Origin of the sequence: Brevundimonas sp. (genome assembly GCF_035999125.1) — a bacterium.
Lineage (GTDB): Bacteria > Pseudomonadota > Alphaproteobacteria > Caulobacterales > Caulobacteraceae > Brevundimonas.
Genome location: NZ_DASYGX010000004.1, coordinates 113255 through 132956, shown reverse-complemented (window position 1 = coordinate 132956; position 19702 = coordinate 113255). Strand labels below are relative to the sequence as shown.

Genomic DNA, 19702 nt, shown 5'->3' with positions numbered 1-19702 from the left:
GGACGGGGGAGAGACCATGGCCTTCTGGAACCGCCGGCGATCGATCGACGTGCTGACCGCGCCGCGCGAAGGGCCGGCGCTGAAGAAGACGCTGAGCTGGCCGCATCTGGTCGCCATGGGCGTGGGCGCCATCGTGGGCACCGGCATCCTGACCCTGATCGGGGTCGGGGCCGGTCTGGCGGGGCCGGGAGTCATGATCAGCTTCGGCCTGGCCGGTCTGGTCTGCGCCTGCGCGGCCCTGGCCTATGCCGAGCTGTCGACGATGATGCCGGCGGCGGGCAGCGCCTACACCTATTCCTACGCCGTGCTGGGCGAGCTTCTGGCCTGGATCGTGGGGTGGAGCCTGATCCTGGAGTATTCGCTTGTGGTCTCGGCCGTGGCCGTGGGCTGGGCGGGGTATGCGGTCGGCTTTCTGGAGGGGCTGGGCGTGGCCCTGCCCGCCGCGCTGGCCGCCGGTCCGCATGTGGAGGGCGGCCTGATCAACCTGCCGGCGGTGTTCATCATCGCCGTGGTCACCGGCCTGCTGCTGCTGGGCACGCGAGAAAGCGCCACGCTGAACGCCGTGCTGGTGGTGGTGAAGGTGGCGGCCCTGGCGGTGTTCGTGGCGATCGCCCTGCCGGCGTTCGACGCGGCCAACTTCCAGCCCTTCCTGCCCAACGGCTGGGGCGCGCCGACCTTGCCGTTCCAGGAGGCGCTGTTCGGCATCCCGCCGGTCCAGACGGGCGTCATGGCGGCGGCGGCCATCATCTTCTTCGCCTTCTACGGCTTCGACGCCATCTCGACGGCGGCGGAGGAGACCAAGAACCCCGGCCGCGACCTGGCCATCGGCATCGTCGGCTCGATGGTGATCTGCACCATCCTGTACATGATCGTGGCGGCCGCCGCGATCGGGGCCCGCGCCCCCGCGATCTTCGCCCAGAGCGACGAGCCGCTGGCCTTCATCCTCCGCGACATGGGCCAGGGCACGGCGGCGCAGTGGATCGGCGCCTCGGCGGTGATCGCCCTGCCGACGGTGCTGCTGGCCTTCCTGTTCGGCCAGAGCCGGATCTTCCTGGGCATGGCGCGCGACGGCCTGCTGCCGCGCGGACTGGCCAAGGTGTCGAGCCGCGGCGTGCCGGCTGTGGTGACCATTTTCACGGCCATCGTGGTGGCCGCGCTGGCCGGCGTGATGCGGCTGGACGAGCTGGCCTCCTTGGCCAATGCGGGGACGCTGGCGGCTTTCTTCGCCGTGGGGCTGAGCCTGATCGTGCTGCGCCTGCGCGAGCCGAACCGCCCGCGGGTGTTCAAGGCGCCGCTGTTCTGGCTGGTCGGCCTGATCACCATGATCGGCTGCCTGATCTTCTTCTTCAGCCTGCGCACCCAGACCCAGCTGTACTTCCTCTACTGGAACGCGGGTGGGCTGGTGATCTACCTGGCCTGGTCGGCGTGGAACTCGCGTCTGGCCAAGGGCGAGGAGACCGCCGCCTGATGGCCGCGCGCGACCTGTCGGGCGCGGTGGACTTCGCGGTTCTCGAGCGCATGACGGGCGGCGACGCGGGCGTGGCGGAAGAGGTGCTGGGCCTGTTCGTGCAGCAGGCCCAGATGTGGGCGCCGCTGCTGGACGTGCGGGAGGACGGCTGGCGCGACGCGGCGCACACGGTGCGCGGTGCGGCGGCGGGGATTGGAGCGGCAGCACTGGCCGGGGCCTGCGCTGCCGCCGAGGCCGCGCAGAAAGTCGAGGCGCCGCCGCTGCTGGACCGGGTGCGGGACGCGCTGGACGCGGCGCTGGCCGACGTGGCGGCTTACCGGCATGAGCTGATGCTGCGCGGTTTGAGGGGCTGACATGAGCGTCGACGACTGGGCCGGCTGCTCGGGTTTCTCATCGCCGTGGCCGGCATTGGGTTCAGTCTGCGCAAGTCGCTGCGCAAAGGGTCTGTACCGCTCCTCAGATCACCAACCGATGACGAGGTTCAGGCCACCGGCGGCTACGCTTGGACGCTGTTCGCGGTGACTGCGCTCATCTGCGGCGGGCTCTGCGTCTGGATCATCGCCACCAACTGATCAGCCCCGCGTGCGGTCCCACTGCGCGAACTCGTGCGCGATGCAGCGGTCGATCAGGGTGCGCCAGACGGGCTCGGCGATGTCGGGCGACAGGCCGGCGGGAGCGGCGGCGGCCAGCACCTTCCGCACCACGTCCTCGATGCGGGCGTCGTCGTGGACGACGTCGCGGCTGGGCTTGATGCGGGCGGCGGCGTCCATGTAGCGCTGGCGCTCGGCCAGCAGGACGACGAGCGCCCGGTCCAGAGCGTCGACGCCGTTGCGGACCTCGGCCATGGTCTCGCAGGCCTCGGGCGCCGTGCGCGGGTTCACCTTCACCTCATCCGACAAAGGCGCGCTCCAGGACGTAGTCGCCGGGTTCGGCGTTCGAGCCTTCCTTGAGACCATAGGATTCCAGCAGCTCGCCGGTCTCCTTGATCATGGCCATGGAGCCGCACAACATGACGCGGTCGGCGTTGGGCGAGAAGCCGATGGGCAGTTGCAGGTCGGCGAACAGGTCGCCGGAGCGGATGCGGTCGGTGATCCGGCCCGGCGTCTCGAACTTTTCGCGCGTGACGGTGGGGTAGTAGGTAAGTTGGGCCTTCGCCTCGTCGCCGACGAGCGGATCGTCGTGGATGCCGCTGGTGAAGAAGTCTCGATAGGCCAGGTCGGCGACGTTGCGCACGGTGTGGCAGACGATCACCTGGCCGAAGCGGGCGTAGGTGTCGGGATCGCGCGCCACCGACAGCCAGGGCGCCAACCCCGTGCCCGTGCCGATCAGCCACAGGCGCTCGCCGCCGGTCAGGGCGTCCAGCACCAGGGTGCCTGTCGGCTTCTTGCCCATCAGGACCTGATCACCGGCCTCAATCTTGACCAGACGGGAGGTCAGCGGGCCGTCGGGCACGGCGATCGACAGGAACTCCAGCTCTTCGGCCCAGTGCGGGCTGGCGATGGAATAGGCCCGCAGGATGGGTTTCTCGCCGTTTTCGCCCGGAAGGCCGATCATCACGAACTCGCCGGAGCGGAAACGGAAGTCGTCCGGCCGTTCGCAGGCGAAGCTGAACAGCTGATCGGTCCAGTGCTTGACCCACAGAACCTTCAGCGAGTGGAAGGGGCTGATTTTATCAGGAACGGACGGCGCGGTCATCGCGGGCTGCATAGACGCGGAACCGCGCGGGCGGAAGGGCGGCGTGGTGTCGCCCGATCAACGCCGCCATCCCAGGCGCGCCACCAAAGCGCCGTCCTCGACGTCGGAGTCGACCCAATCCAGGCCGACGGCGAACCCACGACCGAGGGGAACCTCGGCGCCGATCAGCCAGTCGGTCTTGCCCTCCGGGGCGAAGCCGCCGTCCTCGTGACCGACGCGGGCGGTCAGGGAAAACGGCCAAGTCTCCGGCGCCCAGTCGAGACGCGTCCAGACCCAGAGGTTCTCGTCGTCTCCCGTGCCGGTCTGGGCGGGGGCCCAGACGGCCCCGACGGACAGGGTCGCGGGGCCGAAGGCGCGGCCGACTTGCCCCGGAAACTCGACGTAATCGACGTCGACGCCGTCGGGGTAGACGTTCTGCCAGACGCCGACGTCGACGTCCCAATCGCCCAACGCCCCGGCCCAGCCGATGAAGCCGGTCAACTCGACCTCCGCGCCGGCGTAGTCCGCGATGTCGGAAGCCCAGACGCCGCCATAGACGCCCGAGGCATGTGACAGGCTCATGTCTCCCTGTGCTGTGGGACGTCCCGCCGACAGGTCGTATCCGCGTTCCCGGTACTCGGAGACGACGGCGAGCGAAGCGTCCCAGGACCACGTTTGCGCAGCGGCCGGAATGGGCAGGGCGGTCATCAACAAGGCGAGCGTCAGGCGCATGGCGGTTCCTCCCGAAAACGAACTTGCACCTAGGCGGTTAAGGCAGGATTTCGTTCACCACGCCGGCTAACCCCGTTTTATCGGCGAGTGACGCAACCTGTTCTCATGGGCGTGCTGGCGCAGCATCGGGAAGACATCAGGCGGGCCGTCGGCATGGCGATCGCCTGTGCTTGCCTGCTTCTGCTCGGAGCCGGGGGGCTGGTGCTCTGGGCCGCGACTGCGGTCGATCGGATCGAGCAGGCCAAAGAGGTCGCCCTGGTCGAACGCCGTGTCGAGCGCTTGCAGGCCGCTCTGCTGACCGACGTGCAGTCGGCCACGATCTGGAACGACTCCGTCGAGCGGCTGGAGGCTCGGGATCTGACCTGGCTGCAGGAGAATTTCGGCGACTATTACGCGGACTACATGGGCCACGAGATCACGCTCGTTCACGCCGGGGACGGCTCTCTGGTTCTGGCGTCGCGCGGGAGCGAAGTGGCGGCGCCCGGCGAGGTTGCGGGTTTCATGGCGGCGACCGAGCCGCTGCGGGACGCCGCAAGGGCTCAGGCGGCGGACCCGGCGCGTCGGGCACGTTTCGGATTCGAGGCGGTGGGTGGACGCACGGGCGTCGTCGTGGCGGACGGACAAGCCTGGTTGGTCGCCGCGTCCAGCGTCGTGCGCGAGGACGATGCGGTCGAGCAGCCGAGCAAGGCCGGCGTCGTGGTGTCCGCAAGGCCTTTGTCCGGCCTTCTGGCCAGCATGGGCGACGATTTGAGGCTGGCCGGAGCCGGCTTCAGGGTCGAAAAACCGGCGGGGCCGGCCGTCGCGGTCTCTGATTCCACCGGCATGGTCCTGGGCTGGTTGACGTGGACGCCGGATCGTCCAGGAACGGCCGTGGTGCGGGAAGCAGCGCCTTGGCTGGCCATCGTTCTGGCGCTGCTGATAGGGGCTGCGCTGGGTCTGTGGGGCTGGATGCGACGGATCGGCGGGAGACTGGCGGCCTCCGAGCGGGCCCTGACGGAAGCCCGCGACCGGGCCGAGGCGGCCAGTCAGGCCAAGTCGCGGTTCCTGTCAAACATGAGCCATGAACTGCGCACGCCGCTGAACGGCGTCGTGGCCATGGGCGAGATCTTGGCCCTGGGTGAGCTGAGCCCGATTCAGCGAGAGCGCCTGGACGTGCTCAGGGCCTCGGGACAGGATCTGCTGAAGATGATCGAACACCTTCTGCAGGTGACGCGGCTGGAACGCGGGCAGATTCTGGTGGAGGCGGGCATCTACGATCCCATCGGCCTGGCTCGGAGCGTAGTCGATCGTCACGACGAGGCGGCGCGCGCCAAGGGTCTTGCGATGACGTTGGAGCTGGCGGAAGTCGGTGAGCGGCGGGGCGACGGGGCCCACGTCGCCCAGGTTCTGGACTATCTGCTGGAGAACGCTCTGACCTACACGGCCAAGGGCGGGGTGCGACTGAGTCTGGAAGGCGGCGCGGACCGCGTCAGGTTCGAGGTGGCGGACAGCGGCCCGGGCATTCCGGAGGATGTCTTGCCCCATGTCTTCGACGTCTTCACTCGGGGGGACGACGGCCTGACCAGTCGGCATCCCGGCGTGGGGCTGGGCCTGTCGATCTGCCGAGGCCTGGTCGAGGCGATGGGCGGCCGGATCGATGTGGTTTCGACCCCGCAGGACGGAACCCGATTCACCGTCGACCTGCCGGCCGCGCCGGCCGAGACGCGGCCTTTCGACCTGGCGGCCTGAGACGGCCGAGGCAGGGGGTGACGCGGGCGAAATCTGCCTCTAGCGTCCTGCGCCATGCGCAATCTGCTTCTGGCTTCGGCCCTGTCCCTGATCGTCGTCGTGCCCGCCGTGGCCCAGGAAGCGAACGATCCTTCGATCCTCACCGTCGAACGCGTCTTCGCCAATCCGTCGCTGGTCGGACCCGCCGCCAAGGGCGTCAGCCTGTCGCCGGACGGGGAGCTGGTGGCCTTCCTGCGGTCGCGCGAGGACGACGTGAACGTGCAGGATCTGTGGGCCATGACGACGGACGGGGGAGCCCCGTTCAAGCTGATCGACGCCCGGGCGTTGGTCCCGGACGCGGGCGAGCTGTCGGAGGCGGAGATCGCGCGGCGCGAGCGCATGCGCATCTCGGCGCGCGGCGTGGTGGAATATTCGTGGGACGAGCAGGGCCGCTACATCCTGGCGCCGCTGGAGGGCGACGTCTTCCTGGCCGAGCGCGAGGGCGGCGCCGTGCGCCGTCTGACCGAGACCGAGGCCGACGAGATCGACGCCAAGGTCTCGCCCAAGGGCAACTATGTGTCGTGGGTGCGGGATCAGGATCTGGTCGTTTACGATCTGGCGGCGGGCGCTGAACAGGCGATCACGACGGACGGCGACGGCCTGATCACCTGGGCGACGGCGGAGTTCATCGCCCAGGAGGAGATGGACCGCGACACCGGCTATTGGTGGAGCCCCGACGAGCGCTTCATCGCGATGCAGCGGACCGATGAGTCGACCGTGGACGTCATCCCGCGGCTGGACATCTCCGGCGGCGGGGCGACGGTGATCGAGCAGCGCTATCCGCGCGCCGGGCGGCCCAACGCCGTGGTCGATCTTTATGTTCATGACCGCACGACCGGACAGCGGATCAAGGTCGATCTGGGGGCGAACCCCGACGTCTATCTGGCGCGGGTGAACTGGTCGGCGGACGGCAAGACGCTGTACGTCCAGCGCCAGTCGCGGGACCAGAAGACGCTGGATCTGCTGGCCGTCGACCCGACCACGGGGCAGGGCCGGGTCATCGCGACGCAGACGTCGGAGGCCTGGGTGCCGCTGACGCACGACTTCAAGGCGCTGGCCGACGGGACATTCATCTGGTCCAGCGAAGAGAGCGGCTGGAAGCACCTGTATCTGCATCGCGCCGACGGGCGGCGAATCCGGGCCGTCACCAGCGGCGACTATGCCGTGACGGGACTGAACGGCGTGGACGAGCGGACCGGCACGGTCTTCTTCACCGCCTCGATGCGCGACGGGAAGGAATGGCCCATCGAGCAGCAGCTGTTCGGCGTCAGCTATCGCCGGCCGGGCCGCCCGGTCGAGATCACGCCGCGCGGCGGCTGGTGGAGCGCGTCGGTGAACAAGACCGGCACCGCATACGTCGGCAACTACAACGACCCGGACACGCCGCCGCAGTCGGCGCTGTATTCGATCGACGGCGAGCGTCTGGCCTGGATCGAGGAGAACCGGCTGGACGAGAACCACCCCTTCTGGCCCTACGTCGCCCGCCAGCGCGATCCGGAGTTCGGCACGCTTCAGAGCCATGGCGAGACCCTGCACTGGCAGATGTCGACGCCGCCGGGCTTCGATCCGTCGAAGACCTATCCGGTGGTGATGCAGGTCTATGGCGGCCCGTCGGGCGGCGGCGTGAAGCGGGCCTGGCAGCCCGCCAGCACCCAGTTGGTGACCGAGGCCGGCTACGTCGTCTTTCGGATGGACAACCGGGGTGAAGGCTATCGCTCGGCGCGGTTCAAGCAGGCCCTCTACCTGAAGATGGGCCAGCCGGAGATCGAGGATCAGGTGCTGGCGGCGGACTATCTGCGGACCCTGCCGTTCGTCGACGACGACCGCATCGCGGCGATGGGCTGGAGCTATGGCGGGTTCATGACCCTGCACATGCTGACCGAGCCGAAGATGGGACTGGCGGCCGCCATCTCGGGCGCGCCGGTGACGGACTGGAGCCTGTACGACACCCACTACACCGAGCGGTTCATGTCGACGCCGGAGGCCAATCCGGAGGGCTATGCCGCGTCCGACATCCTGGAGCAGCTGCCGCTGATGACCGGGCGGCTGCTGCTGATGCACGGCATGGCCGACGACAACGTGATCTTCGAGAACACCACCCGCGTGCTGAACGCCCTGCAGGAAAAGAGCCTCCCGTTCGAGACCATGCTCTATCCCGGCCAGCGCCACGGCATCCGGGGCAATGAGCGGGGGCTGCACCAATGGCGGACGTATCTGGACTTCCTCGACCGCACGATCGGCTCAAGGTCGCCGGCCGCGCAGGACTGATTGCGGGGGCAACTCGGTGCATCGCTGCGGCGACCACCGCAACGCTTCTGGCTGGGCTACTGATTTTTGGCGGTCCGCAAACGGCTCGAGCTCAGGAGGGCGAGCCTGTTCCCTCGTTCCTGCGCGACCGCCAATGCATCGCCGAGGCCGAGCTGCCGGCCGTGGCGAAGGAGACGTTTCGGTCGCAGTTGCAGGAACACTCTGATGGGACTGAATTCCCTTGCATTTGGTGGTCCTTAGAGGGCCCCTTCGCGGCTCCGGGTGGCGTCTGGTGCCTCCAGGCCGCGCAGAGCGATCTCGCGACCTGCGTCGATTATCTGGTCAACCCTGGCGGCGGCGATCCGTTCAACAGCGTGATCGTCTGGGATGGAGCCGCCCTTGTCCGCCAAGGCCCGGTCAGTCAGTCGCCGATGTATGGCGTGCCGATCTTGCTGAAGGACAACATCGAGGTCGCCGGCATGCCGACGACGGCCGGGTCGCTGGCGCTGGCGAGCAACGATCAGGGGCGTGACGCGCCGATCGTGACGCGGCTGCGCGAGGCTGGCGCGGTGATCCTGGGCAAGACCAATCTGTCGGAGTGGGCCAACATCCGGTCGTCGTCTTCGATCAGCGGCTGGAGCGCGGTCGGGGGGCAGACGCGCAATCCGTACGATCCGGAGCGGACGCCATGCGGGTCGTCCTCGGGCAGCGCGGTCGCGGTGGCGGCGGGGCTGGCCCCGGCGGCGATCGGCACGGAGACGGACGGGTCGATCACCTGTCCGGCCTCGGTGACGGGGATCGTCGGCTTCAAGCCGACCGTGGGACTGGTGTCGCGCACCCACATCGTGCCGATTTCGCATTCGCAAGACACGGCCGGGCCGATGACGCGGACGGTGGAGGACGCGGCCATCGTGCTGTCGGTCATCGCCGGGACCGACCCGCTGGACGCCGCGACGGCCGAGGCGGACGCGCGCAAGGTGGACTATCGCGCGGCGCTGGACGCGGGCTCGCTGAGGGGGGCGCGGATCGGGGTGATGCGGTTCCTGCTGCCGTCCTATTCGGAGGAGACGCAGGCGGAGTTCGAGCGGACGCTGGGCGTGCTGGAGGCCGCGGGCGCCGTGCTGGTCGACATTCCGGAAGGGCCGGACATGGCCACCATCGGGCGGCTGGAGTTCACCGTGCTGATGGTCGAGCTGAAGCATGACCTGAACCTGTACCTGGCCTCGACCGACCCGGCGCAGGTGAAGACGCGGACGCTGGCGGACGTGATCGCCTTCAACGCCGCTGAGCCGCGCGAGACGGTGCTGTTCGGACAGGATCTGTTCGAGCGGGCCGAGGCGACGAAGGGGCTGGAGGATCCGGAGTACGTGGCGGCGCGGGCGGACTCTTTGCGCATGGCGGGGCCGGAGGGGATCGACCGGATGATGGCCGAGCACCAGGTGGTCGCCCTGATCGCGCCGACGACCTCGCGCGCCTGGACCAACGATCCGGAAGACGAGGACCGCATGCAGGGCTCGGCCAGCCGGTTGGCGGCGGTGGCGGGCTATCCGCACCTGACGGTGCCTATGGGGCTGGACCAGGGGATGCCCGTCGGACTGAGCTTCATCGGCGGCAAGTGGGAGGACGCGCGCATCCTGGCGCTGGGCCACGCCTATGAGCGGGCGCGCGGACCGGCGCCCCGGCCCTAGAGCGCATTCGGCTGAGTTGAACGCAGTCCAACTCAGCCGAATGCGCTCCGGTATCTTGCAGGACCCTGATTCACGGCATCGGCGGGATTCCACCTCAGCCGATCAGGGTCTGACGCCTCAGCGCACGACCAGCCGGGTGTAGAGGTGCCAGGTGGCGTAGCCGAGCACAGGCAGGACCACGGGCAGGCCGAGGAAGAGCGGGAGCGACCCCAGCGCCAGCAGCAAAGCCACGCGCAGCCCCCAGCGCGACAGGACGCCCGGGTTGCGTCCGAAGGCCCTCAAAGAGGCGCCGACCGCCGCGTCGGGCGTGACGGGACGGTCCACCGTCATGGGGAAGGAGACCACCGTCAGCACCAGGGTCAGGGCGGCGAAACCCAGGCCCGCCAGATTGCCCAGGCCGATCATGGCCCACCCCTCCGGCGTCGTGACGGTCAGGCGCGCGAAGTCGATCAGGTCCGTCGGCGCTCTTTGTCCCAAAGTGACGGCGTAGATGGCCCAGGCCACGGCCAGCCAGGCGACGAAAACCCCCAGCAGCATCAGCGTCAGGGCCACCAGCGGCCCCCGGCCGCGCCCACCCAGGGGATCGAGGAAGTGCCGCCAGCTGGAATCCAGCCCCTCCTCGCGCCGCCGGGCGATCTCATAGAAGCCGGCGGCCACGGCCGGGCCCATGATCGACAGTCCGGCGACCAACGGAAAGAACAGCGGGACCAGGCGGTCGTTCATCGTCACCGCCGCGGCGACCAGGGCCATGAGCGGATAGAGGAAGGCCACGACCACCACGTCGCCGCGCTTGGCGTTGAAGTCGCGCCAGCCCTCGCTGAGGGCCCAGGTCAGGTCGGCGTCGGTGATCCGGCGCACCTCAGGAGCGGCGCGGCGGGCGGAGGAGGGCAGGGACACGGTCATGGGCGAACCCCTTTCTGTCGTTCTGCGAAGATCAAGGTGGCGCCGGACGTCGCGCGCGACTAGGCCCGGTCGCGGGAAGTTGAACCGATCGGTCATGGGGCATTGCCGCGATTTCACTGGCGCGGCGGTCATGCGCAGGGTGAGATGCGATCTCCATCAGGAGGTTCCGCCATGCGCGCGCCGAAGAAGTCCGAGACGCTGGAAGTCCGTCTGCCGTTCGAGACCAAGACGGCGTTCATGGCCCAGTGCCGGGCGCGCGGACGGTCGGCCAGCGACGCGGTGAGGGGCTTCATCGATGCGGAGATCGGCGCGCGCGGGCGGCTGAAGGGCTGGCCCGCGGCGGTCGCGGCGGCGGCCGGGCTGGCGTTGGGCGCGATGGCGGCGCCGACCCTGGCGCAGGCGGAGTCTCGGTCGGAGGCGGCGTTCGAACGGCTGGACGCGAACGGCGACGGCGCTTTGACCGTTGCTGAATTCCGGGGGTGATGCGGCTCCTTCAACAGGGACATCTTCAGGGACATCTTCAGGGACAAATTCAGGACAGCGGCCGCGCGTCGAGGTGGACAAGCCGCATAAGCGGGACACTCAGCGAATGGGCAGAAACCACCGCCTCCGAAGACTGAACCACGTCCACGGTTTCCACAGCGAGGCGCCGGGTTTCCACGAGGCGACGACGACCTCCGCACGGCCGATCAGATTGGCGGCGGGCAGGAAGCCGACGCCTGTGTCGGCGGGCCAGCGTCCGTCCAGCGAGTTGTCGCGGTTGTCGCCCAGAACCAGATAGCTCCCCTCCGGCACCACGATCTCCGGCGTGTCGTCGCCGGGCGCGCCTGGGCCGAAGTCATGGGTGATCCAGGTTCGGGTTCCGTCCGGGGCGGCTTCGCGGATTTGCGTCACGGGACGGTCGGGCTGCGAGGCGCTGCGGCCCGGACCGAGCGACGTCCGCGCGAAGGGCAGGCCGTTGACGAAGACCTGTCCGGCGCGAAGCCGGACCCGGTCGCCGGGCAGGCCGATCACGCGCTTGATCCACGGCTCGTCCGGACGCAGCGGATGGCGGAAGACCACGACGTCGCCGCGCGCGAGGTCGCGCCCGAAGAGGCGTCCCTCGCCGGGTCTCGGCGCCAGCGGCAGGGACGCGCCGGACCAGCCGTAAGCCCACTTCGACACCACCAGATAGTCGCCCTCGACAAGTCCCGGTTCCATCGAGGCCGAGGGGATGGTGAAGGGCTGGTAGGCGAGGGTCGTCCATGTCAGCGCGAGGACGAGGGCGGCGGCGACGACGCGGCTGGTTTCAATCAGTTCGTGGCGCAGTGAGGTGGGCTGGGTCATGGGCCCAGTCGAGCGGCGATGGCGGCGCAGGGCCAGCGAAGCCGTGTCCGGACGCGGCCGGAATCATGTCCGGACAGGTTCAGCGGCGGCCGGGGCGATGCTCGGCCGGCTGGATGCCGAGGCGGGCCATCTTGTCGTAAAGCGTCTTGCGCGGGATGCGCAGGGCTTCGGTCACGCGCTTCATGTCGCCGGCGTGGGCGGACAGGGCCTCGCGGATGAGTTCCGCCTCATAGCGGGCGACCCGATCGGCTAGGCCGAGGTCGTGGGCGGTCGGTGCGGCGGCGGGGCGCAGGCCCAGCGCCACCTCGTTGGCGTAGTTCGACAGCTCGCGCAGGTTGCCGGGCCAGTCGTGGTCCAGCAGGCGGCGGCGGACGGCGTCGCCGACGGCGGGCATCGGCCGTTCCAGCCGGGCGGCGGCGCGGGCGAGGAAGCGCGCGAACAGCAGGGGCACGTCCTCGCGCCGCTCACGCAGCGGCGGTACGCGCAGGCGCACGACGTTGAGGCGCCAGAACAGGTCTTCGCGCAGATGGCCGCGGGCGACGGCGTCGGCGGGGTCGCCCTTGGCCGCGGCGAGGACGCGAAGGTCCAGGGCGCGGGGCTCCGACGCGCCGAGCGGCAACACCTCGCGCTCCTCCAGAACCCGGAGCAGCATCAGCTGGACGGCGCGGGGGGCCAGGTCGATCTCGTCGAGGAACAGCGTGCCCTGATGCGACTGCTCGATCCGACCCTCGCGGCGACGCAGCAGACCGGAGCCGACGCTGGCCTCCTGACCCATCAGCCGGGCCTCGGCGTCCTCGTCGGGCAGGGCGGCGCAGGAGACGGCGACGAAGGGGCGGTGGCGGCGGCGGCCGGCGGCGTGGATGGCGCGGGCCACGGCCTCCTTGCCCGAGCCGGTCTCGCCCTCGATCAGGACGTCCACCTCGGCGGCGGCCAGTTCGCGGACGGCGGCACGCAGGCTGGCGGAGGCGGAGCTCTCGCCACTGAGGGGGATGGAGTCCTCGGTCTCGGCCGCCAGCGCGCCCAGGCGGCGGTTGTCGAGGACGAGGGCACGCTTCTCCAGCGCCCGACCAAGCGTCTCGATCAGGCGTTCGGAAGCGAACGGCTTGGTCAGGAAGTCGTAGGCGCCGCGCTTCATGGCCTCGACCGCGTCGGCGACGTCGCCGTGGCCGGTCATGAGCACCACGGGCAGGTCGGGATCGAGTGCGGACAGGCGTTCGGCGAGCTGGCGGCCGTCCATGCCCGGCATGCGAAGGTCGGTCACGACCACGCCGTCGAAGTCGGCGTTGAGGCCCTTCAGCGCCACTTCGGCCGAGGGGAAGGAGAGGACTTCGAATTCGGCGAGGGTCAGGCGCTCGGCCAGAGCGGCGCGAAAGGAGTCGTCGTCCTCGACCAGGGCGACGCAGCCGTTCACTTCGCCCTCGCCAGCACGATGCGGAAGGCGGCGCCGACCGGCGTCGGCTCGTGGGTGAGCTCGCCGCCGAAGCCGGCGACTATGTCCCGGCTGATGACCAGACCGAGGCCTACGCCGTCCGGCTTGTCGGTGGTGAAGGGCGTGAACAGCCGGTCCCGCACCCCGAGCGACAGGCCGGGGCCGTCGTCGGCGACGCGGATCACGACCTTGCGGCCTTCGGGGGTGGCCGTGACCTCGATCCGGCCGGGGCCGTCCAGAGCTTCCGCCGCGTTCTGAAGCAGGTTCAGGACCACCTGCTCAAGCCGGTTGCGCTCGGCTTTCACACGCAGATCCGCCGGCGCGTCGATGCGGACCTCAACCCCCTGCTCCCGCAGGCGGGGCGAGACCAGCAGAAGGGCGCCTTCGACCGCTCGGGCGACGTCCACGGCGACGACTTCGGACCGCGTCTTGCGGGAGAAGGCGCGCAGTTCCTCGGTGATGGCGCCGACCCGTTCGGTCAGGCGGCCTATGGCGTCCAGCGAGCGGGCGGCGGCGTCCGGGTCGGCGCGGGTGAGGTATTGGCCGGCGGTGTCGGCATGGGTGCGGATGGCGGCCATGGGCTGGTTGATCTCGTGCGCCACGCCGGCGACGACCTGGCCGAGCGTGGCCAGCTTGTTCGCCTGGACCAGCTTGTCCTCCAGATCCTGACGATCGCGTTCGAGACGACGGCGCTCGTCGATCTCGCGGCGCAGGCGGCCGTTGGCGGCGCTGAGCTCCGCAGTGCGTTCGCCGACCAGATGTTCCAGCCGGGCCCGGGCCTCGTCCTCCTCCACGGCGCGGACGGCGGCTCGCTGGCGGCGGCGCAGCAGGACGCCGGACAGGGCGGCCAGAAGGGCGGTGGCCAAGGCGGCGAGCGTCAGGGCGGCGCCGACCGCGCGCGACATCACCTGATCCGCGGGCTGGAGCAGGTGCAGGGTCCAGCTCAGCTCCGGAATGGAGTCCACGGCGTGGGCATACCGGCCGGGCGGGACATCGCGGTCCAGCCGGATCAGGCCGCGCTCGGGGGCCGTGAAGGGCAGGTCGGACAGGGCCGCGCCGGCCGTCTGCTCCTCGGCGAGAGTGCGGCGGCGCTCGGGGCTCAGCGGCCGGGTGGCGCGGAAACGCCAGCCGGGCACGGTGGTGATCAGGATCACGCCGGTGGAGTCCGTCACCCAGGTCGGCTCTTCCGATCGCCGCCACATCGCCTCCAGCGCGTCGAACTCGATCTTGGCGACGATGACGCCCGCCAGCCGTCCGGAGCCGTCGACGATGCGGCGCGACAGATAAAGGCCCGGACGGCCGCTGACGGTGCCGAGGGCGAAGAAGGCGGCGTCTCCGTCGCGAACGGCGTCCGAGAAATAGGGCCGGAAGCGGTAGTTGGAGCCGACGAAGCTGGTCGGCTCCCGCCAGTTCGAGGCGGCGAGGGCGGTCCCGTCGGCGTCGAGCACATACAGCGCGGCGGCACGGACCTCACGCGCGAGGGATTCCAGCTTGGCGTTGGCCAGCTCGCGCCGGGTGGGGGAGGGGGCGATGACCAGCGCCTCCAGGTCCGGGTCGGCGGCGAGGACGGAAGGGACGGCGCGCACCCGCTCCAGCTCGCTTCGCAGGACGGCTCCGTGCAGGGCCGCGGCGGTCGCGGCCTGACGATCGACGGAAGCCTGGGCGTCGCGTCGCGCCAGCCAGCCCGCGCCGAGCACGGCGACGGCGGCCACCATGATCCAGGCGGCGGCGAACCCACGCCATTGGGCGGTCGGGCTGAGCGGCGTGCGCGACATGCGCACAGTAGGGCGGATTTCCGCACGAAAGGCGAGCGCGATGTGTGGATTTCCGCACATACTGGCGTGCCGCCATGCCGGGTCGCCAATGGATTCCTTCTTAGAATCCGTGGGATGATCCGTACGCGGGAAGTTTTCGCCACGGCGCGAGTCATCGCCGAAACTGGCCCTTCGAGATCCCGCGTCAGACGGGGCCGAGCGTAGGGGCGGGCCGGTCGGTCCGCCGGGAGGAATGTGGTCGTGCTGATTTCAACAGGCGGCGGAGCCGCGCCCGGCGCGCGTCGCCCGATCTTCAAGACCCTGTATTTCTGGGTGCTGCTGGCCATTCTGGCGGGCGGCCTGGTCGGCCATTTCTTCCCGGAGACCGGCGAAAGCCTGAAGCCGCTGGGCGACGGTTTCATCAAGCTGGTGAAGATGATCATCGCCCCGGTGATCTTTCTGACGATCGTCATCGGCATCGCCGGCATGCGCGATCTGAAGCGCATCGGCCGCACGGCGGGCAAGGCCTTCGCCTATTTCCTCGTGTTCTCGACGCTGGCGCTGATCGTCGGGCTGGTGATCGCCAACCTGGTCCAGCCGGGCCGGGGACTGAACATCGATCCGGCGACCCTGGATGCGGGCGCCGTGGCCGGCTATGCCGCCTCGGCTCAGGAAAGCACGATCACCGGCTTCCTGCTGAACGTCATCCCGACGACGCTGCTCAGCGCCTTCGTCGAGGGCAACATCCTTCAGACCCTGTTCGTGTCGATCCTGTTCGGGGTGGCCCTGGCCATGATCGGCGACGCGGGCGCCCCGGTGCAGCGTGCGCTGGAATCGCTGAGCCAGGTGGTGTTCCGACTGGTGGCCATTCTGATGAAGGCCGCGCCGGTGGGGGCGTTCGGCGCCTTCGCCTTCACCATCGGAGCCTACGGCATCGCCTCGATCGCCAATCTGGCGGCGCTGATCGCCACCTTCTACCTGACGTCGCTGATCTTCGTTCTGGGCGTGCTGGGCCTGGTCGCCTGGGCCAACGGCTTCTCGATCTTCCGCCTGATCGCCTATCTGAAGGAGGAACTGCTTCTGGTGCTGGGCACCTCCTCGTCGGAGGCCGCGCTTCCCAGCCTGATGCAGAAGATGGAGGCGGCGGGCGCGTCCAAGTCGGTCGTCGGGCTGGTCGTGCCGACCGGCTATTCCTTCAATCTGGACGGCACCAACATCTACATGACCATGGCGGCTCTGTTTATCGCCCAGGCGATGAACATCGAGCTGACCCTGTGGCAGCAGATCACCCTGCTGCTGGTGGCCATGCTGAGCTCCAAGGGCGCGGCGGGCATCACCGGCGCGGGCTTCATCACCCTGGCGGCGACGCTGGCCGTGGTGCCGGACGTGCCGGTCGCCGGCATGGCGCTGATCCTCGGCATCGACCGCTTCATGAGCGAGTGCCGGGCGCTGACCAACTTCACCGGCAACGCCGTGGCCACCCTGGTGGTGGCGCGGTGGGAAAACGCGCTGGACGAGACGCGAATGCGCGAAGTGCTGGCCGGCAAGCCCAAGGGTCTGGCGGCGCGCCCCGACCCGGCGGCGGGCCCAGGCGACGACAAGGTTCTGACGGCCGACTGAGATCGGCGGGCAACGAGGCTTCGGGGAGGAAGACCATGAGACACGATCGACGCAATCGTTTGCTGGGCGGTGCGGCCATGGCGGCGGCAATGGCCTTTTCAGGGGCTGCGATGGCTCAGGAAGCCGTGCCTGCCGGCCAGGATCCTGAGGTCACCCAGGTCGACGACGTGGTCGTCGTCGGCTCCAACATCCGCGGGGCGCGAACAACGGCGGCCTTGCCGGTCGTCGTCGTCGACGAGGCCCAGATCGACGCCACCGGCGCCGTGTCGGGCGACGAGCTGCTGCGGACCATCCCTCAGATGGGCGACGTGCTGTTCGACAGCTCCAACAATCCGCAGACGTCGAACGCGGCGCGCGGCGACGTGAACTCGGTCAACCTGCGCTCCCTGGGCGTCGGCAACACCCTGGTGCTGCTGAACGGCCGTCGGGTCGTGCACCATCCGACCAGCCAGGGCACGTCGGACACCGGCACCGTGCCGGTGCTGAGCTACAACTCCAACGCCATTCCGGTGGCGGGGCTGCGCCGCACCGAGATCCTGCTGGACGGCGCGGCGGCCATCTACGGCGCCGACGCGGTGGCGGGGGTGGTCAACACCGTGCTGCGCGACAACTACGACGGCCTGACCGTCAGCGCTCGGTACGGCGGGGCTGAGGGCGCCAGCATGGAAGAGCTGGACCTCAACATGTTCGCCGGCCGCAATTTCGCCCGCGGCAACCTGTCGGTGTTCGTCAACTACACCGACCGCACGGCCCTGCTGGCGTCGGACCAGGATTTCACACGAAGCGACGACCTGCGCGGTCTGTTCGCGGAGTATCCGGACTTCGCGGGCGTGACGGCGCTGGACGGGCGCTCGTCGAACACGCCGTGGGCGCGTCTGAGCGTGGGCGCGCGGCCGACGATCCGGTCCAACGGCACGGCGGTGACCAACACTTCGGGCCAGTTCCGCTATCAGCCGACCAGTTTCGGCTGCGGCGTGAACGTGGGCGGAGGCGTCTGCATCTCCAGCGGCAATCACAACTTCAACACCACCAATCGCGAGATGCGCTACGACACGCGCTTCGGCACCACGGTGCGGCCGACGGTCGAGCGGCTGAACGTCTTCTTCACCGGCCGCTACGAGATGGACAACGGCGTCGAGGCGTTCGGCGAGGTCGGCTTCTATGCCGCCGAAAGCCGGGCGGTGCAGCCGCCGGTCGTCAACCTGAACCAGATCTGGATCCCGGCCAGCAACTACTGGAACCCGTTCGGTCCGGTCACTTTCGCCGGGGGTGCGGCCAATCCGAACCGCCTGCCGGGCCTGACCGGAGTGCCGGCCGGCGGTTTGCCCGTTCTGCTGACGAACTACCGCTACGTCGACGCGGGCTTCCAGGAGGTCAAGGTCGAGAACTACCAGTCCCGCTTCCTGGGCGGTCTGCGCGGGGAGTGGGGCAGCTATGACTGGGAGACGGCGCTGCTGTACTCCGAGGCCGAGGCCGAGGACACCTCGCCCAACATCAACATGACCCTGCTGCAGCAGCAGCTGGCCCTGTCGACGCCAGACGCCTACAATCCGTTCGGCGGCGGCTGCGTGGACACAACCAGCTACGGAGACTGCAACCCCAGCTCCCAGGCGGCGATCGACGCCGTCACCTTTGACCTGAAGCGCGTTTCGCGCACAACCCTGACGATGGCGGACTTCCGTCTGACGAGGGCGGACGTGTTCCAGCTTCCGGCGGGCCCGGTCGGCATGGCCTTCGGTCTGGAGGTCCGCCGCGAGACGCAGAGCGACGACCGCGACGAGAACCTGGACGGCACCTTCACCTTCACCGACATGGTGACGGGGGCGACCAATCTGTCGAACGTCGCGGCCGTCAGCCCCAACCCGGACACCGAGGGCAGCCGCACCGTCGGTTCGGCCTACATCGAGTTGGCCGTGCCGCTGGTGTCGCCCGAAATGGGCGTGCCGCTGGTCCACGCGCTGGACGTCCAGATCGCGGGCCGGTTCGAGCACTATTCGGACTTCGGCTCGGTGGGCAGTCCGAAGGTGGCCGTCGCGTGGGACGTGGTCGAAGGGCTGCGGATCCGGGGATCCTATTCGGAGGGTTTCCGGGCGCCGAACCTGGAACAGACCAACGCCACCCAGTATGCGCGTCTGGCCGGCGGTGTGGACTACGTCCGCTGCGAGGCGGACCTGCGCGCCGGCCGGATCGCCAACTTCGCGGCGTGCCCGCACAACACGTCGGGTCTGTCATTGCTGGTCGCCGGCAACCCGGACCTGGAGCCGGAGACCAGCGTGAACCAGTCCTATGGTCTGGTGTTCCAGCCGACCTTCATCCCCCCGCAGTACGGCGACTTCACCTTCACCGTGGACAAGTGGAAAATCGAGCAGGAGGACATCGTCGGCCTGCTGGGCGTTCAGACGGCGCTGGCACTCGACTATTATCTGCGGATCAGTGGTGGCTCGAACCCGCTGGTCAACCGCGCTCCGGTCGATGCGGACGACATCGCTCTGTTCCTGGGCACCGGCCTGACCCCGGCGGGGGAGGCGATCTCGGTCAACGACCGGTTCATCAACCTGCAGCCGCAATCGGTTTCGGGGCTTGACCTTGCCGCCTACTGGTCGATCGACGACACGCCCTGGGGCGGGTTCGACCTGAGCGTCAACGCGACCAAGCTGGAGGAATTCACCCGCGATCCGGGGCCCATCGTGAACCTGCTGTTCGAGGCGCGGGCGAACGGCGAGATCAACGCGGGCACGACCCTGCCGGAGACGTCCGATCTGATCGGACAGAACGGTCGGCCGGAGTGGAAGGTGTCGAGCAGTTTCACCTGGAACGCCGGCCCCTGGCGGGCGGGTCTGTCCAGCCAGTACGTCAGCGGCTTCGACCAGCCGTCTTTGCTGGGCACGTCGGGCGAACCGTGGCAGGTCGCCTCGCAGACGGTCTACAACCTTTACGGCCAGTATGAGTTCGCCGACACCACGCGGATCCGTCTGGGCGTGCGAGACCTGACGGACGAGGGCCCGCCGCTGGCCGACGGCGGCTATCGCGGTTCTGTTCACCAGCCGTGGGGACGGTACTGGTACGTCAATGTCCGGCGTTCGTTCTGATCCAC

General features: G+C 69.3%; 16 protein-coding genes. 9 read left to right on the top strand and 7 right to left on the bottom strand.

Features of this window, described 5'->3' with window-relative positions; translation table 11 throughout:
* The first annotated feature begins 16 nt into the window (after window positions 1-16).
* From VGN45_RS02305 to VGN45_RS02295, 3 genes are read left to right on the top strand one after another with little or no spacing between them, the layout of a single operon-like run.
* Window positions 17-1468: an amino acid permease gene (locus VGN45_RS02305; protein ID WP_327458872.1), complete on the top strand. Its 1452-nt coding sequence runs from the start codon at window positions 17-19 to the stop codon at window positions 1466-1468.
* A complete protein-coding gene (locus VGN45_RS02300) occupies window positions 1468-1821 on the top strand; it encodes an Hpt domain-containing protein (protein ID WP_327458870.1) in 354 nt (117 codons plus the stop codon). The genes VGN45_RS02305 and VGN45_RS02300 overlap by 1 nt, the downstream gene beginning before the upstream one ends.
* A 45-nt stretch (window positions 1822-1866) precedes the next feature.
* On the top strand, window positions 1867-2040 hold the full coding sequence (locus VGN45_RS02295; protein ID WP_327458868.1) for a hypothetical protein: 174 nt from the start codon (window positions 1867-1869) through the stop codon (window positions 2038-2040).
* Here the strand turns inward: VGN45_RS02295 and VGN45_RS02290 are convergent, their stop codons facing one another.
* The 3 genes from VGN45_RS02290 to VGN45_RS02280 are packed head-to-tail and all read right to left on the bottom strand — an operon-like array spanning window position 2041 to window position 3874.
* On the bottom strand, window positions 2041-2313 hold the full coding sequence (locus VGN45_RS02290; protein ID WP_327459263.1) for a chorismate mutase: 273 nt from the start codon (window positions 2311-2313) through the stop codon (window positions 2041-2043).
* Between the two features lie 43 nt (window positions 2314-2356).
* Complete coding sequence (locus tag VGN45_RS02285; RefSeq protein ID WP_327458866.1) at window positions 2357-3163, bottom strand: ferredoxin--NADP reductase; 807 nt, start codon at window positions 3161-3163, stop codon at window positions 2357-2359.
* A 57-nt stretch (window positions 3164-3220) separates the two neighbouring features.
* Window positions 3221-3874 carry a TorF family putative porin gene (locus VGN45_RS02280; RefSeq protein ID WP_327458863.1) on the bottom strand — a complete coding sequence of 218 codons (654 nt, stop codon included), beginning with the start codon at window positions 3872-3874 and terminating at the stop codon, window positions 3221-3223.
* 87 nt (window positions 3875-3961) lie between these two features.
* Between VGN45_RS02280 and VGN45_RS02275 the strand changes: the two genes are divergently transcribed.
* The 3 genes from VGN45_RS02275 to VGN45_RS02265 all read left to right on the top strand — a co-directional run bounded on the left by VGN45_RS02275 (window position 3962) and on the right by VGN45_RS02265 (window position 9576).
* Window positions 3962-5602, top strand: coding sequence for a sensor histidine kinase (locus tag VGN45_RS02275; protein ID WP_327458861.1), 1641 nt, complete (start codon window positions 3962-3964; stop codon window positions 5600-5602).
* 54 nt (window positions 5603-5656) lie between these two features.
* Complete coding sequence (locus tag VGN45_RS02270) at window positions 5657-7909, top strand: S9 family peptidase (protein ID WP_327458859.1); 2253 nt, start codon at window positions 5657-5659, stop codon at window positions 7907-7909.
* A 353-nt stretch (window positions 7910-8262) separates the two neighbouring features.
* Window positions 8263-9576, top strand: a complete 1314-nt coding sequence (locus VGN45_RS02265; protein WP_327458857.1) for an amidase — start codon at window positions 8263-8265, stop codon at window positions 9574-9576.
* Window positions 9577-9693: 117 nt separating this feature from the next.
* Here VGN45_RS02265 and VGN45_RS02260 read toward each other — a convergent pair whose 3' ends face one another.
* Complete coding sequence (locus VGN45_RS02260) at window positions 9694-10479, bottom strand: DUF2189 domain-containing protein (RefSeq protein WP_327458855.1); 786 nt, start codon at window positions 10477-10479, stop codon at window positions 9694-9696.
* Window positions 10480-10650: 171 nt separating this feature from the next.
* Between VGN45_RS02260 and VGN45_RS02255 the strand changes: the two genes are divergently transcribed.
* Window positions 10651-10962, top strand: coding sequence for an EF-hand domain-containing protein (locus VGN45_RS02255; protein ID WP_327458853.1), 312 nt, complete (start codon window positions 10651-10653; stop codon window positions 10960-10962).
* A 99-nt stretch (window positions 10963-11061) separates the two neighbouring features.
* Here the strand turns inward: VGN45_RS02255 and lepB are convergent, their stop codons facing one another.
* From lepB to VGN45_RS02240, 3 genes are all read right to left on the bottom strand, one after another.
* A complete protein-coding gene (lepB, locus tag VGN45_RS02250) occupies window positions 11062-11805 on the bottom strand; it encodes a signal peptidase I (RefSeq protein ID WP_327458851.1) in 744 nt (247 codons plus the stop codon).
* Window positions 11806-11884: 79 nt separating this feature from the next.
* Window positions 11885-13216 carry a sigma-54 dependent transcriptional regulator gene (locus VGN45_RS02245; RefSeq protein WP_327458849.1) on the bottom strand — a complete coding sequence of 444 codons (1332 nt, stop codon included), beginning with the start codon at window positions 13214-13216 and terminating at the stop codon, window positions 11885-11887.
* A complete protein-coding gene (locus VGN45_RS02240; RefSeq protein WP_327458847.1) occupies window positions 13213-15009 on the bottom strand; it encodes a sensor histidine kinase in 1797 nt (598 codons plus the stop codon). Before VGN45_RS02240 ends, VGN45_RS02245 begins: the two co-directional genes overlap by 4 nt.
* Before the next feature lie 246 nt (window positions 15010-15255).
* Between VGN45_RS02240 and VGN45_RS02235 the strand changes: the two genes are divergently transcribed.
* Together VGN45_RS02235 and VGN45_RS02230 are read left to right on the top strand one after the other, a co-directional pair.
* Window positions 15256-16608: a dicarboxylate/amino acid:cation symporter gene (locus VGN45_RS02235; RefSeq protein ID WP_414643384.1), complete on the top strand. Its 1353-nt coding sequence runs from the start codon at window positions 15256-15258 to the stop codon at window positions 16606-16608.
* A gap of 35 nt (window positions 16609-16643) precedes the next feature.
* Window positions 16644-19697 carry a TonB-dependent receptor domain-containing protein gene (locus VGN45_RS02230; RefSeq protein ID WP_327458845.1) on the top strand — a complete coding sequence of 1018 codons (3054 nt, stop codon included), beginning with the start codon at window positions 16644-16646 and terminating at the stop codon, window positions 19695-19697.
* Window positions 19698-19702 lie beyond the last annotated feature (5 nt).

Coding starts and splice junctions, on each gene's coding strand:
- VGN45_RS02300 (WP_327458870.1), top strand. CDS start 1,468: ATGGCCGCGCGCGACCTGTCGGGCGCGGTGGACTTCGCGGTTCTCGAG.
- VGN45_RS02285 (WP_327458866.1), bottom strand. CDS start 3,163: ATGACCGCGCCGTCCGTTCCTGATAAAATCAGCCCCTTCCACTCGCTG.
- VGN45_RS02255 (WP_327458853.1), top strand. CDS start 10,651: ATGCGCGCGCCGAAGAAGTCCGAGACGCTGGAAGTCCGTCTGCCGTTC.
- VGN45_RS02260 (WP_327458855.1), bottom strand. CDS start 10,479: ATGACCGTGTCCCTGCCCTCCTCCGCCCGCCGCGCCGCTCCTGAGGTG.
- VGN45_RS02230 (WP_327458845.1), top strand. CDS start 16,644: ATGAGACACGATCGACGCAATCGTTTGCTGGGCGGTGCGGCCATGGCG.
- lepB (WP_327458851.1), bottom strand. CDS start 11,805: ATGACCCAGCCCACCTCACTGCGCCACGAACTGATTGAAACCAGCCGC.
- VGN45_RS02290 (WP_327459263.1), bottom strand. CDS start 2,313: ATGGCCGAGGTCCGCAACGGCGTCGACGCTCTGGACCGGGCGCTCGTC.
- VGN45_RS02270 (WP_327458859.1), top strand. CDS start 5,657: ATGCGCAATCTGCTTCTGGCTTCGGCCCTGTCCCTGATCGTCGTCGTG.
- VGN45_RS02305 (WP_327458872.1), top strand. CDS start 17: ATGGCCTTCTGGAACCGCCGGCGATCGATCGACGTGCTGACCGCGCCG.
- VGN45_RS02240 (WP_327458847.1), bottom strand. CDS start 15,009: ATGTCGCGCACGCCGCTCAGCCCGACCGCCCAATGGCGTGGGTTCGCC.
- VGN45_RS02280 (WP_327458863.1), bottom strand. CDS start 3,874: ATGCGCCTGACGCTCGCCTTGTTGATGACCGCCCTGCCCATTCCGGCC.